This is a genomic window from Mesorhizobium newzealandense, from assembly GCF_042682145.1.
Lineage (GTDB): Bacteria > Pseudomonadota > Alphaproteobacteria > Rhizobiales > Rhizobiaceae > Mesorhizobium > Mesorhizobium newzealandense.
On sequence record NZ_JBHUGZ010000001.1, the window covers coordinates 882,130 to 897,636 of the forward strand.

Sequence of the window (15,507 nt, forward strand, 5' to 3'; positions counted from 1 at the left end):
TCTCCAGTTCATCCTGTCCTTGATTATGGTGTGTCGGGTGAAGGGTGGGACAGGATCCGCTCACCCATCAAAGTAACTGGCGTCTTCAGCTCGCCTCTGAGTTCATTGTTTGATAGGCTCGGGCAGATTGGTGGCTCCCGACTCAATTTGGCGGATCGCAACGCCCGCCTGATCGTCTTTTTCCAAGCAGTCCGAACCCGTCAGCCCTTGGGTCTGGCTGAGCGAACGATACAGTTCGCCGAGATTCTGGAGCGCACTGTCGATCGGCGCCTGCGCGCTCACCTGACTATTCGGCAGTATGTCGACGCGTTGGTGCAGCCACCTAAGATGATCGTCCATATAGAGCCGGACGTAAGCTTCAGGCTTGTCCGCGACCGCTCGCGAGCGGATCAGTTCCGCAACGTAAGTTGGTGGTGCCTCGCTCTTTGCGACGCCGTTACCTTTCGTCATTCCGTCCTCGGGGGCCGGTCGCTGCTCGAGCCTTAACTTTTGCGCCGTCGCGACAAGGAACCGCAGCATCGGCGACGTCGGCGCGGACGGCGTATCCAAGGTTCGCAGCGCGTCATCCATGGTGCCAATTGGGCGCAGAGACACATCGCCAATGAGCTGGTCCCGGCGGAACGCGAACTCCCGGGGGTGGAGGTCTGCCGCCGGGCGCCGCAGCTGCTGGCTCACGTCACCGGCCGCGGCCGGCGCGACTGCCTGTGCATCGAGCACCCAGCTTTCTGCAGCGACAGCGTCAGCCACCTGCGGCAGCAAGTGCAGGAAAGTCCCGTAGAAACCCATTCGTGTATAAAGGCCAGGAATTTTAGCACTGAGCGGCTGTCCCGATTTACGGACCAGGACGGTTTCCGCTAACGGCGCGGCATGGTCGTCCAGACTCGAAGTGGGCGGCTGCGAGGCCGCGGGACTGGTCGCGATGATGTCGAACACGCCGCGGGGCATCGAGACGGCCTGCAGTTTCGCGCGGCTCTTCTCGATCAGTTCACTATTAAGCGCTACATGAGGTAGTGGCGGGTCCAGGAGGGCGTCGAGGTGATCAGCGAGCGCGTGCCGAAGATCGGCGTCCGCTTCGGCCGGAAACATCACGCGCCAGTCAACAGCCATCCAGTTCTTGACGACCTCGCGCTGGAGCGGAGCCTGCTTACCCAGCATCAGGTAGACATTCAGTACCTCGTAGAGAAACAAAGGATCGTGTGTTTCCGCAAGTAATGTTTCCAAGCGGGAGATCAGCCGTGGCAGCAGGACAGTATTGAGAGCGCGGTGGTACGCCGCGCGCGCTTGAAGCGAGATTTTCTTGCTTTGGTCGAGACCCAATCCCGCGAGGCGATCGCCCGCCGTGTCGCCGTCGGCATTGCCGCCCCTGATATTGCGTAGCCGCTGGAGCAATGGCAGGATGGGTCGAAGCTCGCTGTTATCAACCCGGTCGAGGTTCAGCTTCTTGGCCTCTGCGGCATAGCTGTCAGCTGTTAGACGAACGCTCTCGATCAGCGTGACGTTTCGAACATAGGTGACCGTCCAGAAGACGCCAGCGGCGATCATGGCCGCCGCACCGATCGCATAGACGCCATATCGGACCCGCCGCTGACGCCGGAGGAAGCGGGGATCGGCATCGACGAGCTCAGCTTCGGCGAAAACGACATCGCGGAGCAGCCGGCCGATGAAATAACTGCGCCGCGGGCCAGGGAGCCCAGGACAAGGCGGCCTAGCGACCTCGAATATCTGAGATCTGGCCTCCGCAACACGATCAAACCGCGTGCCGACTTGCGTCCCGCTTACGAAGTAGACGCCGCGGAGCATAATCGGCTCCTGAAACGGATTCCGGGCGAATGCCTCCTGCAAGAACTGCTCGGTCACATACTTCAGGCTAGCAACCTGCTGTGGAAAGTCGAATATGAGTGCGCGACCTTGGGGGTTACTTTCTTGCTGCATTCGTTCAAGCAGCCTTTCGTTCAGGCGGCCAACCAGCGCATCGTATGCTGGTATGTAAGACTCCATCGGATCGCCGTCGCCCTCCGAAGGCTCTCTCGCGAATGTGAATCCGCACACGGCCTCCGTCCCCTCGCCACCAAGTTCACCGAAGAACTCGACAAATCCCGCCGCCAGATCACTCTTGGTGAATAGAACATAGACCGGCAGCTGCAGGCGGAGCTCCCTGTTTAGTTCAAGGAGCCGCTGACGGATGCAACTGGCTTGGTCGACGCTCACGTCGTCGGATGTCGAGTTCAGGTCGCTGATTGCGATGGTTACCAAGACCCCGTTCAGCGGCTGGCGCGGCCGATAGCGACGGAGCAGCCGAAGCAAGCCGCGCCAAGCCGCTTTGTCCCGCTCTGAATCGCTTTCATGAATCGTGTAGCGGCCGGCGGCGTCGATCAGCACCGCTTCGTCGGCAATCCACCATTCGCAGCTGCGCGTTCGCCCGAGGGCTCTCCGGCTGGACCTGTCCGCCAGCGGAAAGCTGAGCCCGCAATTGACGATTGCGGTGGTCTTGCCCGATCCGGGGGGGCCGATGACCAGATACCATGGCCGCTGATAGAGCCAGCTCTTGCCGACGATTCCGGCCAAGCGGCGCCCCTTGAGGATAGTAAGGGTCTCGCGGAGACGAAGGAGTGTCGTCTGCAGCTCCTTTTCAGCAGCCGTGCCAGCTCGGACCACGTCGGGGTCGGAACTCGCGGGATTCGCCTTCTTTCGCTCTGCCCCAGTCCCGTCCAGCGCGTCGGACACTTGTGATTGGACGAGGTCTTCGAAATAAGCCCGAACCCCGTCGAGTTTAGACTGAAGCGCGACGCCCACGGCATATCCGAGAATCACCATCGACGCCGCAATTTGACTGCCGAGGTCGTCGAGTGGCGTAGATTCACCGACCGAGATGTGCGGTCCGAGGATGAAGATTAAAGCACAGGCGATGCCCGCCAAGCTGACACGCACCCATAGCGACCGAAGCGTCTTTCGGATTGACTTCATGGCTGCCTCTCAGCGTGTCTTCCTGATGATGATTTCGATGCGACGGTTCTGCGCGCGGCCTTCGGGCGTATTGTTCGGCGCGATCGGCTCCGCGCGGCCTTTGCCTTCCTCTCGCACTCGCCCTGCGTCGCTCATCATGGATTTGATAATCTCGCCAGCCGCCTTGGCACGGGCAAGCGAGAGGTAGTGGTTTGAAGGAAAGACGAGCGATTGGATGGGCATGGCATCGGTGTGCCCGATCAGGACGACCGTTCCTGCCTCATCATTAAGAGATTGGCCGATCCGCAGAAGAAGCGGCACGAATGTTTTTTTCACCTTCGGACTCGCAGAATCGAACATCCCTGCGGCGTGGATGGTGACGACGACCTGCTGCGCGTCCTCGCTCACAGTGACGAGTCGATCACGGATTTCGGGCTCGAGAAAGTGACGCAGTCGATCGCCGCGCAATGCAACGGCTGGTTGCGGTACGATCCTCACCACGCTCCCTGTGCCGTTCGGCGGCAATTTCGCGAGATCGTTGAGGACTGTGTCAGCGCGGGCATTTAGTGCAAACAGGAGCCCGGTATAGATCGACAGGAGGACACCTGCCAAGAGCGCTACGACGACCCAGATCGGAACGAATTTGCGGCGCAGTTTCCGATCTTCACAGTCCCCGCGCCAGTGCAGGGACAGGTCGCGCTCCAAATCACCGCGGCCTCGGCGGATCAGACGGTAAACGTCTTCGCAAAGTACGCTGAGCTCGGCGGCTCCGCGCATAGTGACCCGGTGTCGGCCCTTAAAGCCCAACCTTATGCAGTAGTAGAGCAGTTCTAGGAGTTCGAGATTGGCGCGCGGTTTTTTTCTCAGGTGCGCCATCACGTCGAAAAAACGGTCGCCACCGAAGGTATCGCCAAACAGTGATCCGACCATGCTCCGTGTCATCCAGACGCTGTGGCTGCCCCAGCGTGTGTTGAGAACAACGTCATCGATTGTCGCGCAAAGGGCGTATTTGCAGATCTTGATCGCTGGGGAGGACAGTCCAAGCGGCATGATACGACGCTCAAAGGCACCAATCTCTTGCAACACTTTCAGGCGCAATCCCTCAACGTCGGAATGGCTGCCACCGCGCTTGAGTTGAGCGCAAAGGCCCAGCAGCGCCGCCGCGGCCGCGATCAGCGGATTAGGTTGATGGAGCGCAAGCGTCTCCCAGAAAGACTCGTTTGGTGCCGCCGCCGGCGGCGGAGGGATTTCCAGCGGCTTCTCGGCTGGCAAACGGGCCGGTGGCTGGTAAATTGGGATCGTTTTTTCAATCAACATCACCCCCCAGCTCATGCCTCTCGGAACGGGCGCTCTCGTCACGGCCCTGTGCCGGGTGCAGGTCGCCGACGCCCTCGCGATACGCGGATTCGAAGTGGGCGTCGAAGCTTCGGAGCTTATCAGTTTCGATGCTTGAGACGACTTCATCTAGGACACGGCCGAACGCATCCCAGCTTGCCGCCTTATGTTTGCTGGGCCAGATTGAACGGGTCCGCCCCAGCGCCCTTTCGATCGCTGATGGGGAGAGACGTTCACGGACACAGAACAGAGCCTTCTGCATAGTGGGCGCCCCAGGAAACTGTTTTGCTAACAGGCCCGAATGGCCCACAGTGCCATTTCGAGCTTGGGGAAGTCGCCGGCGACGTGCAGGGTCAACGCGGCGGAGCGAGGCAAGTCCATCCAGCAGCGGCTGTGCGGATCGACCTCGAAGTAGGTGAATCCAGCATGGAACGGAATCTGACGCGGCGCGACCGATATGGGATTGATGGTGATGCCCGGCAATGCGACTTTGACGAGTTCTTCGATCTTCTCGGCCGGCCCGATCTTGACATAGCGCGGGAACTCGCGTCGGAGTCGCTCGATCTCGACATCGGCCCGAGCGGCCAGCACGAAGCTTGCGGTCGTAAACAGCGACCGATCGGTCACCTCGGCGATATGGAACCCATATTTGTGCGGCCGTAGCGGCACCGGCTCCGCCGTCTGTTCGGGTATGGCGTTTAGTGACGACCGGATAGACTGGATCACAGGCAAAAAAGTATGCGCGAGAGCGTGGTGCTTGTAGTCACCGAAGGTCTGAGTACGTTTCTCAACCAGGGCAAAGGTGGCTAGTTCGCCCGCCAGTTGGAGCATGACGCCATACAGTGATTCCGGGTTTACGACCGCTGCCTTGGAAAGGTGGGAGAAGTAGGGCTCGTAACGATTGATCGCCTGTAGCAGAAGGAAATCGGCGATTTCCGCGATCCCATGCGTCCCCGAGTGCGAAACTCGCGCGGCCAAAGCCTCACCACGATGGTGAAGCAGGCCAGTGATCTCGGTGATGTAGTTCGAGAGGACGTGGGAGCTGGCACAGTCGGGAGTTGGCGCGACGTGCGCCTCATCGAGAATGACTTGCCGGTCGGCCCGGACTTGCATGATACGGGCGATCGGGAGGCAAGTGAAGGCTGACCGATCCGCCGCGTCCGGCAAGAGCTGAAACCGCAGCTGCGCCACCTCAATGGAGGCGCTGCCCCTTTCGCCGGCATTTGTGTCGATGATATCCTGACTTACGCCCGCGAAGCGGATCGGCACGTCAGCTTCCGCTCGCACGTCGGTTTCAACGGCCCCGCTTCGATGAAGCGGTACCGCCAAATGGATGAGCGAATCCCGAAGGTACTCCGGAACATCGTATGGAGTTGGCTGGTCGGCGTCATCGGGGATGCTGAACGGCGTGCCATCCTCCAAGACGCCACATGCCGTTTCGACAGCGATCTTGCCGAGAGCGAGTAGTTCGCGATTGATGCGGAGCTCAGTGATGCCCCAGCCATAGCCATGTAGAGCGGCAGTCCTGCCGCGCAGCAACTTTTCCACGTAACGGTCGTTCTGCTGAAAGTGCTGCGGTCGAAGAAACAGGCCTTCCGACCACACCACCCTGTTTTCTAAAGACACCTTAACTGCCCCGCGTCTGACGCACCGATGATTCAACCGCAGCGGCAATTTAGCAGGCTTCTACTGCTCCCTAACATGCGTAGCCGATATGCAACCATTCGCGGCCCGAATGCAGTGTCTGGGGTCGCCAAAAGAGGCTGCTGGCTGCCGCGATTTGCCATACAGGGCTCTCGGATTGAGATAACGGATGCCGTTTCTAATGCGACATCGCCAATTCCAATCTGATGCCGCGTGCGGATTGCTGAATTCGGGGGCGGGCAAGCGTCGATCTAGCCCTTCTGGCGTGCCGCGAGTGGTGGGCCGGAGCGGCAACCGAAACCGCCCAACTGCGTGTTGGTGCTTACGCGTCCACGTGACGGCCAGCGAGCTGATCTTCAGTGTATTAGCGCCGGCGGACGCTGACGGGTGCGAACAAGATCACGTATCTAAGTGTCTGAATCAGAACGACCGCGGTGTTTTCAGGCTCTTGCGAGCCGTCGGGTGAGCATGCGGATGTTTGCGATGAGAACCCAGGCCTGTGCGGATTCGATGGACCGCTCGAAGTCCTTTGCCAGCCTTCGGCATCTGCCCAGCCATGCGAAGGTCCGCTCGACGATCCGCTGTACAATGTTGCGTGGAACTGGTTGTCCGGCTTGGCGGTTTCTGGCCGGCTGAGCCATCGAGTGGCGGAACCCTGAAGACGATCTCTACCTGCGTGTTGTCGATTTCGACCCGGCGGACCACGGTACGGATGATCTGCTGCGTTCCGATCCTGTCAAGGCCGGCGAGCCCTGCTTTCACCTTGGCTGAGAAATCTTCCAGACGGTTGATCAGGAGTGAGAGCTCGTGTTCGTTCTCGGCCACGTCGACCGCTGCCTGGTGCCGCACCTGAAGCTGAGAAAGGCGTTGTTTCAGACCCGCGATCCGCGGTTCGAATTCCGCCTTGTCGATGATGCCCTCGGCATAGCTGTCGATCAGCCGACCGATGCCGCGACGCAAGGTGGCCATTTGTCGTTCGAGGCGGGCGATCTCCTCCGGCTCACGGACTTCGTCACGGGCCGCAAGGAGGCGGCGACGGTATTCCTCGGCCATGCGGCGCGGATCCTCCAGGAGACCTTTGACTTGATCCCACACCGCTTCTTCCAGGTGATCGCCGCGCACCTGCGGGTTGTCGCAAACGGGGTGGCCGCTGAAGCGATAACCGTCCATACCGATACAGCGATAGTAGCGCAGCGTGTCCGTCGGGTCGTATTTGCGGGCGCGAGGTGCGCGCTTGCCATAATAGGCGTAGCCGCAATGCCGGCACACCGCGAGGCCCTGCAGCAGCCAGTCCGAGCTCGGCGTGCGTTGGCGCTTGCGCTTCCGGTTCTCCTCAAGCTGAGCATGGACCGCCTCGAATTCGGTCGGATCGACGAGCGGGGGAACAGGAATTTCGATCCACTCTTCAGGCGGTACGGGAACGCGCGAAGTGGCGTGCGGCGAGGGTTGTGAGTGGCCGCGGATCGGCCGCAACCGCGGTCGTGGCGGCACGTAGCGGGCTCGCCCGAAAGCGGCCCGTCCGATATAGGCGGGATTGGCGAGCATGCCGCGGATCGTGGAGGCGTACCAATGCGTCGTTCCTGTCCGCGTCCGGCAGCCGATCTGCTCGAGCCGGCGGCATACCCCTCGCAAGCTCATGCGATCCAGGCCGACCCATGCGAAGATCAGTCGAACAATGTGTGCCTCCTCCTCCACGACCTCAAAGCGTGCCAGGCCGCCACTCTGGTCGCGGCTCACATAACGGTAGCCGAAGGGAGCACCCGTCAGCGCGCTGACGGAGCCGGAGCGTGCCGCGTGACGGCGACCACGCCGGCTCCGCTCGAGGATTTTGGCCCGTTCATATTCGGCGATCACACCCTGAACCTGAAGCAATAGATCATCCTCGGCCGTGCCACCAATGGGGCGGTTGAGGAACACGATCTCCACACCGGTACGACGAAACTCGTCGATCAGCAGCGCCTGATGGGCATAGCGGCGGGCGAGCCGATCGGGGGCGTGGACATAGAGACGGTCGACTTGGCCACCGGCAACCGCATCCCTCAGCCGTTCCAGCGCCGGTCGAAGCAATGTCGAACCACTGTAGCCGTCATCCACGTAGCTGTAACCTGGCTCAAGCATGAAGCCGTCGGTGGCAATGCGTTCCTGCAACGCAATCACCTGACTTGCAATCGTGTTATCGCGCGCCTGCGCCTCGCTCGACACCCGCGCATAGAGCGCACATTGCGTCTCGGTCATTGCTCACCTCCCGATCTCGTCATCGCTTTCGTCACCTTCGATGAGGGGTCCGCTCGACGCTTCTGCCGTTGCTTCGTGCGCCGTATCGTCGGCACAAGATGGGCGTAGGCCTCGAGCAGATGTTGGGGGCCGGTTCTTGTCGCTTCGAACGATACCTGCATGCGCAGCACAGGGCGATCCTTGCGCCGGACCATGTGCGCCTCCATCGGCCGGCTCGCAGCTCGGCCGTCGATGGCGCATTAAATCCCCAGTTGGCTCTGATTCGGCCGCGACAAATCGACTCGCATCCCAACCGCGGCGAACCTCAACAAGCGACCGCATACGGCGTGGACGCTCAATGCGCACCGACCACTCGAAACCAAACTTGGCAACATTGTACAGCGGACCACGACCCATCGGCGCGGCAGGACTTCGAAGCCGTTGGCGCTGTCCGACCGCTTGACGATCTCCATCGTGAACGTTCCGAGCTTTTGCAGGGCGCCGCGCAGTTTCGGCCCCGCATAGCCGCCATCGGCAAAGACATGGCGCAGCCACGGCCAGCGCTTGAGGATGGATTTCAGGACGGCCGGCGCGCCGTCGCGGTCTTGAATGTCGGCGGCGTGAACGACCACGCCGACCATCAGGCCCAGCGTGTCGACGACGATGTGGCGCTTGCGGCCCATGATCTTCTTGCCAGCGTCGAAGCCTCGTATTCCGCCGCTTTCGGTGGCCTTGACCGTCTGGCTGTCGATGACGCCGGCAGACGGGCTTGCTTCCCTGCCTTCGCGTTCGCGCGCCGCCATGACGAGTTCATTGTTGATGGTGCGCAGCAGTCCTTCGTCACGCCAGCGCCAGAAGTATTTCTGCACCGTCGAGAACGGGGGGAAGTCCTTGGGCAGAAGCCGCCATGCTCCGCCCGACGAAGCCATGTAAAGCAGCGCGTTCACAACCTCGCGCAGGTCCGTCTTGCGGGGGCGGCCGATCCGGTTCGGCGCCGGCATCAGCGGCTCGATCAGCGCCCACTCCGCGTTCGTCAGGTCGCTTGCGTAGCGCGGGCAGCGCCGTTCATAGTGAGGGCGAGTGGTTTCGGTCCAGGGCATCGTGATCTCCGTCGAATCTCAGCAATCCGACTGAATCACAACCCGCTGAAATCACTCACTTCTTTTTGGAGCAGATACTTAGAGCCGCGGCGGTCCACCAAATGCCTTCTGGATCAACGGCGAAGCAGCGGAATCCGACGCTGCACGCATCGAACCACCTGCGAATGATCGCCAAGCAACATCGAATGCCGTCGAGGCCGGTCCTTCCCAATGGTATCGGTTAAAGCGCGGGCCTGTCTACGTAGAAGGCCCGACACTATCACCAATACGCTTCGAGAGGTTCCTTCCACCATAAAACTCTTCCGCTGCCTTTCGGCAGACAACCGTGTAGAACTCATCCGCATCCTCGATGGTGTAGCCAGCGCCCGCGAAACAGCCGCGCGCTATCTCGTGAAGCGTATGCCGCATTGAACCCGTGTCATCGTACACTGCGTTGACGCACGCAATGATTACCATGACCTCTTCCTTCGAGAGCCGCTGCCGACCACTCATTAAACGAGCGTGGTTGATGCAGGCGACGGCATTGGCGCATGTGAATGAATCGCCCAGTCCAGAGCAGTCCTCGAAACCATTACCCTGCTCGTTCAACTTGAAATGCGCGATGGGCAGGTATTTCATGTCCGCGATTTGCGGATGGTTCAGATCCGCGACCACTGCGGGCTCCTGACCCGATCGGATCTCCTGGAGCCGGGTTTCGAAATTGTGCAGCCACGGACCCACCAAGCTAGTGTTGCGCTGCAGCTTGTTCTTGTCGGGTTTCTCGAACATCAGAGTCGAATCGAGCTTCTCAGTCTCCACCGGTGACAGGAAGCCGTGCTCAACCAGAGTCTTCATCACGACCTTTTCGGCATGGCCCCAGTGCGCAGCATAGACCTGTCTAAAATTAAGAATGGCTTGGCCGGCCGCGAACTGAGCTTCCTCGCCAAGCCCGCAGTCCTTGTCGAGGAGTGCTTCGAGTGTCTCGTTGCATCGCTTGAGAGTTACGCCCTTCTCGCTGCGGATGGTATCGTGGAAGTGCCGGGCACCCTTGTTCACGAAGGGATGAGTGATTGACCTTGACGTGTAGCCGTAGGCACCGGTCTTCTCGTTGAGTACGCCTGTCAAAGCGTACTTGTTCTTCTGATCGTACAGCTGGCTCTTTGTAAGGTCCGGATCCTTGGGGACTTGCGGCGGCCTGTACTTGGTCACGCACTCATTTTTAACAAGATGACCCTTCATGCACGCCAGGTTCAGAATGAGTGACGCGCGCGCCTGCTCATCGTCCACGAGGCGCGCGACGTGCACGCGGGTCGCCGCCCGGTAATCAATCAACGTTGCAAATTGATTGTTGCCACAGGTACGGATTCGATCCGCGGTGCGCTCACTCGAACGCTGGGTTTCGGCGCCGGCGGCGTGATAGCTGTCATAATACTCCCTCGCTTTCGCGTGAGCGGTCCTGAGCCGCTCGTTGCTGGTGAAGCCCATTTTCCCGTCATGCAACGCCGTGGTGGACAGGAAGAAGTTGTTGGCGACTTCGTTGTAGGCGTAGCCCGCACCCGCGAGGAACAAGCCGTACTTAACCGCGCGCGCGGAAAGGCTCGATCCTTGCCCCGTTCCGCCTTTCCCCGCTCCTTTCCTGCCGAGCTCTCCCTCCGGATTCAGCAGTGCAGAATGCCTTGCAGGGGGTGGCGCCGTGCTCTGGGAACCAACCTCGGTGAGTGCACGAACCCAAGCGTAAAATACACTCCTCGCACTCGGATCCCCAGCCACTCCGTCAAGAAGCCGCTGGGTCACCGTTAATGCGCCTTTAGGTTCTCTATTTCCACCCCTCATGTCGCCCTTACGACGCCTCCGCTTCGCCGCTTTTTAATCTGCCGCACAGATCGATGTCGCGGTTACCAAACACCTGGCGCGTCAGCTCGCCCTTAATTTCGCGGGCGATCTCGTTACGGATGTGAATCCGAGCTCCCGCTCGGCGTCAGCGTCGCCGGCACCGGTCAAACCTGCTCTGGCCAGTCATCGCTGCAGGCGTCTTGTTGCCTCTTCCCGATTCTCATTTTCTCTTTGATCCTCTTTTGCAACCCATGCGTCCAGGACGTGGTCCAGCTCCGCTTCCCCTTGGGTCATGCCTTCGATCCACCATTCCGTGGTCACTGCCGCCACTCCATACCAGGATAGTGAGCGTCCCATGCTAGTGCCTGGCAGCCGCCCCTTGCCATGCACAATCAATATTCCATGATGCACGGCGACAGAGTTGCTCTCGGTCAGGCTCGACGACCAAGCAGCCTCGTGGCCGCCCCTTTTTGCAGAATTTGACGCACACAACCGCTCACCCCAGGCATTCACTGCTCCTCTACATGCGCAGCCGATATCAGCCACAGGATGAAGCGTGGACTCCGCGCTTCAGCATACCTGCATATCAATCACGCATGCGAAATATCCCGGGATCATCATTAAAATGAGCGAAAGGGCCCAAGGCACTCCGGGATCGGGGTAGCACGGACCCAGTAAAAGTCACGACGTCCAGGGTTGTCATGCTCGATGCAGAATATCTATTGAGGCCGGTCAGCGAGGGCAACGCGTGCGGGGACGCTCTCGATTACGACTTAAGCTTCCTGGAATTTGAGATGGCGTCGCAGGGGAGGCCTGCCCAGCATATCGGCGGCTCTCTCAAGGCGGAAGAGGCTCCCAATTGGGAAGAGGTGTGGCGGCTCGGCCTCGACCTTGCTACGCGTACCAAAGACCTTCGCATCGGCGTCTTGCTGACACGCTCCGCTGTCAGCCAGTTCGGCTTCTCTGGACTGGCCAAGAGCCTTGAGCTTCTCGTCGCTTATGTCGAGATTTACTGGCCGGAGCTACATCCGCGGCCGGATGCAGACGACGGCGGCGACCAGACCGTGCGTCTCAATGCTTTGGCAAATCTGTGCGATCCCTCCGGGCTTATGGCGGACATCCGCCGCGTTCCTCTCACCGCTTCCAGGCGGTTCGGAGCATTTGCGCTCGGTGACTGGATGTCAGCGCAGCAGTCTCAGCCATGTGAAGTTGATACCACGACCATCAAACTCGCCTTTGGCGACACCGATCCTGGCCAGTTCGACCAAACAAGCGGTGATCTCGACGCCAGCCTCTCGGCGGTCATCGATTTGGATGGTAGCGTTAAGCGGCGCGTCGACATGGCCGAAGCCGTCCGTTTCCAACCTCTAACAGCGCTGCTTCGCCAAGGCAAGGAACTGGTCGATGCCCATAGACGCTCCGAGCCCGTGGCCGCAATGCCCCTGTCGGAGGATTCTGGCGACGCCCCATATCCGGGAGAGATCCGCGACCGAGATGACGTCGTCAATATCCTCGGCCGCGTTTGCCGCTGGTATCAAGTTAACGAGCCGGCCAGCCCCGTACCAGCGCTGCTCGAGCGGGCGAAGCGTCTCGTGTCGAAGGACTTCATGGCTCTAGTGGCAGAGCTGGCGCCGGAGGGTGCTGCGCACTACCGCTCCATAGCCGGCCTGATTGCCGACGAGGGTACTTGAGGCATCGCAACTTCATAGCCGACAAGGAGAATGGAACACATGGCAAAGGAGAGCAGTCAAAAGTTCATTTCGCGAAATCGCCCTCCTCGCGTCCAAATCGAATACGACGTCGAGACCTACGGCTCGCAAAAGAAGGTGCAGCTTCCCTTCGTGGTCGGCGTCATGTCTGATCTCGTAGGCGATCCTGCCGCGCCGTTGCCTCCGCTTGCCGAGCGCAAGATGATGGAGATCGACATTGACAACTTCGATGATCGGCTCAAATCGCTGAAGCCCAGGGTGGCGATGCGGGTAGCGAACCTGTTGACGGGCGAAGGCCAGCTTGCCATCGAATTGAGTTTCGAGCGAATGCACGATTTCTCGCCTGCGGCCGTGGCGCGTAAGGTCGACAGTTTGAACAAGCTGCTTGAGGCGCGAACGCAGCTTTCTAATCTTCTAGCCTACATGGACGGCAAGAACGGTGCCGAGCGGTTGATCGCCAATTTGCTCGCCGACCGGTCCCTGCTCAGCGCCCTGAGCGGCGTGCCCGAGGCTGAACATAAAGCGCCTCAGTTGCCACCCACAGAGACGAAGTAGAATTGATCATGACGTCCACAGATACAATCTCCGCCGTGTTGCAAGACGCCACTGTTGCTACGTTTGATCCGGACGGTTTCAGCAGCTTGCTACAATGCGAGTTAAGGATCTACTCGGACCAAGCCCGTGATGCCGTGGATAGCGCAGTCAGAACACTGGCCGAGCAGGCGCTTGGTAACACGTCCCTGATCAGCGACGACATCGTGGCTACTATCCAGTCGATTATTGCGTCCATCGATGACAAGCTGTCCACACAAGTCAACGAGATCCTCCATCACGAGGATTTCCAAAATCTGGAATCAGCCTGGCGGGGCTTGCATCACCTTACGGTGAACACCGAGACAGACGAGACGCTAAAGATTCGCTTTCTTCCCGTCTCCAAGAAGGAGCTTTCTCGTGCCCTGAAAAAATACAAGGGCGTCTCCTGGGATCAGAGCCCGCTATTCAAGAAAATCTACGAAGAAGAATATGGGCAGATCGGCGGTGAACCCTATGGCTGCCTGATTGCCGACTACTATTTCGACCATACCCCGCCAGACATAGAATTGCTATCGGGACTCGCGCAAATTGCTGCGGCAAGCCACTCCCCTCTCATTTCTGCTGTCTCCCCGCATCTGCTGCAGATGGACTCTTGGCGCGAGCTCTCGAACCCACGCGACATCACGAAGATTTTCCTAACGCCCGAGCACGCCACTTGGCGAGCATTTCGCGAGAGCGAAAACTCGCGATACGTGGCGCTGACGCTGCCGCGCACCCTCGGGCGGTTGCCCTACGGGACCAAGACCAACCCGGTCGACGAATTCGCCTTCGAGGAGGAGACGGACGGCGGCGATAGCCAAAGGTACCTCTGGACGAACGCAGCCTATGCCATGGGGGTAAACATCACACGCTCGTTTAAGCTCTACGGCTGGCTCTCCAGAATACGCGGTGTAGAATCCGGTGGCCTCGTCGAAGGCCTGCCGGTGCATACCTTCCGAAGCGACGACGGCGGCGTTGATCTAAAATGCCCCACTGAGACCGCGATCAGCGACCGCCGCGAGGCCGAGCTCTCCAAGAACGGCCTTCTGCCGCTGCTGCACCGCAAGAATACCGATCTTGGCGTATTTATTGGCGCTCAGACCGTCAACAAACCGATCAAGTACGAAGACTTGGACGCGTCAGCGAATGCTGAGCTCAGCGCTAGGCTACCCTACATTTTCGCAATCTGCCGCTTTGCCCATTATTTGAAGTGCCTGGTTCGGGACAAGATTGGCACGTTTAAAGAGCGCCATGAGGTCGAGGAGTGGCTCAACCAATGGATCCAGCGTTACGTCCACCCCTCGCCCGAGCTGGGGAGCGAAGAAAGCAAGGCACAACAGCCGCTCTCCTCAGCCAAGGTCGAGGTGGACGAGGCTGAAGACAATCCTGGTTATTACACTGCCAGATTCTATCTGCGGCCGCATTACCAGCTTGAAGGCTTGACCATCTCTCTGAGGCTGGTGTCGCGCCTGCCGTCTGCCCGAAAAGGCTGAGAGGGTACGTCCTTCCATAAAGGAAGTGGCGAAGGCAAATTTGGTCCGCAGAGGGCCGTTCGCCGCACCCGGCAGCTCTATATGACAAAACCGCCCGGCCCCAGTGTCACGATACCGAAGGAGAATTCGTCATGGCGTTCGACGCAGTCATGAAGTTCAACACAGTGTCCAAGGATGGCATTCAGCCCAAAGGGGAATCTCTTATCCTGAAGGATGGTTTTACGCTTGCCGACGAATGGAGCTTCTCAATCGAAAACAAGCTCAACATCGGGCCTCACACTGTCGGCGCTGGGACAGGCAAGGCTGAATTCGAGGTTTTCACTATTAAGAAGCAGGTGGATAGCGCCTCATCCGCGCTGTACGTGGCCTGCGGTCGAGGCGCGCATTTTAACGACGTTGACTTAAAGCTCTTCAAGTCGACAGGCAGCGGACTTCTCACAGCTGATTCCAACCTATTCTTGCACTGGAGTTTCAACATGCTCGCGATCGAGAAGGTCGAGTGGGCCTATGCGGAAGACGCTCCGGAGGAGACGATCACCTGCCGGTTCGGCGCCTGCAAGATGATCTATTACAAGCAGGATATGCATGGCGCTCTAACCAAGGCAGGCGAAGGGATCTGGAACCAGGTCTCGAACAGCGCCGAGTTCAATAAGCTGGTTGTCAGCTGACGGTGGCGAAATTGGC

The 15,507-nt window shown here is 59.7% G+C and carries 9 protein-coding genes and 3 pseudogenes; 4 read left to right on the forward strand and 8 right to left on the reverse strand.

Annotated elements, in window-relative coordinates:
• Positions 1–102: 102 nt before the first annotated feature.
• The 8 genes and pseudogenes from tssM to xopAG all read right to left on the reverse strand — a co-directional run bounded on the left by tssM (position 103) and on the right by xopAG (position 11,048).
• Positions 103–2,916 (reverse strand): type VI secretion system membrane subunit TssM, encoded by a 2,814-nt coding sequence (gene tssM / locus ACFSOZ_RS03885; protein WP_378920628.1) that lies wholly within the window; start codon positions 2,914–2,916, stop codon positions 103–105.
• A 57-nt stretch (positions 2,917–2,973) separates the two neighbouring features.
• Positions 2,974–4,260 (reverse strand): type IVB secretion system protein IcmH/DotU, encoded by a 1,287-nt coding sequence (gene icmH / locus ACFSOZ_RS03890; protein WP_378920626.1) that lies wholly within the window; start codon positions 4,258–4,260, stop codon positions 2,974–2,976.
• Positions 4,250–4,540 carry a type VI secretion system-associated FHA domain protein gene (locus ACFSOZ_RS03895; protein WP_378920624.1) on the reverse strand — a complete coding sequence of 97 codons (291 nt, stop codon included), beginning with the start codon at positions 4,538–4,540 and terminating at the stop codon, positions 4,250–4,252. Before ACFSOZ_RS03895 ends, icmH begins: the two co-directional genes overlap by 11 nt.
• Positions 4,541–4,566: 26 nt before the next feature.
• Entirely contained in the window at positions 4,567–5,904 is a 1,338-nt protein-coding gene (gene tssK, locus ACFSOZ_RS03900) for a type VI secretion system baseplate subunit TssK (protein WP_095090140.1), read from the reverse strand.
• A gap of 458 nt (positions 5,905–6,362) precedes the next feature.
• Positions 6,363–6,500: pseudogene (locus ACFSOZ_RS03905) on the reverse strand (IS5/IS1182 family transposase); the annotation flags it as partial.
• Positions 6,501–7,011: 511 nt separating this feature from the next.
• A pseudogene (locus ACFSOZ_RS03910) lies at positions 7,012–8,157 on the reverse strand (recombinase family protein); the annotation flags it as partial.
• A 380-nt stretch (positions 8,158–8,537) separates the two neighbouring features.
• Positions 8,538–9,236: pseudogene (locus tag ACFSOZ_RS03915) on the reverse strand (IS5 family transposase); the annotation flags it as partial.
• 237 nt (positions 9,237–9,473) lie between these two features.
• Complete coding sequence (gene xopAG, locus ACFSOZ_RS03920) at positions 9,474–11,048, reverse strand: XopAG/AvrGf1 family type III secretion system effector (protein ID WP_378926033.1); 1,575 nt, start codon at positions 11,046–11,048, stop codon at positions 9,474–9,476.
• 701 nt (positions 11,049–11,749) lie between these two features.
• On the opposite strand from xopAG, the gene tssA reads away from it, so the two are divergent.
• The 4 genes from tssA to ACFSOZ_RS03940 all read left to right on the forward strand — a co-directional run bounded on the left by tssA (position 11,750) and on the right by ACFSOZ_RS03940 (position 15,491).
• Entirely contained in the window at positions 11,750–12,739 is a 990-nt protein-coding gene (tssA, locus tag ACFSOZ_RS03925; RefSeq protein WP_095090142.1) for a type VI secretion system protein TssA, read from the forward strand.
• A gap of 39 nt (positions 12,740–12,778) precedes the next feature.
• Complete coding sequence (tssB, locus tag ACFSOZ_RS03930) at positions 12,779–13,312, forward strand: type VI secretion system contractile sheath small subunit (protein ID WP_095090504.1); 534 nt, start codon at positions 12,779–12,781, stop codon at positions 13,310–13,312.
• Positions 13,313–13,320: 8 nt separating this feature from the next.
• Positions 13,321–14,823, forward strand: a complete 1,503-nt coding sequence (gene tssC / locus ACFSOZ_RS03935) for a type VI secretion system contractile sheath large subunit (protein WP_095090143.1) — start codon at positions 13,321–13,323, stop codon at positions 14,821–14,823.
• A gap of 131 nt (positions 14,824–14,954) precedes the next feature.
• Positions 14,955–15,491 carry a type VI secretion system tube protein Hcp gene (locus ACFSOZ_RS03940; protein WP_095090145.1) on the forward strand — a complete coding sequence of 179 codons (537 nt, stop codon included), beginning with the start codon at positions 14,955–14,957 and terminating at the stop codon, positions 15,489–15,491.
• The last annotated feature ends 16 nt before the right edge of the window (positions 15,492–15,507 follow it).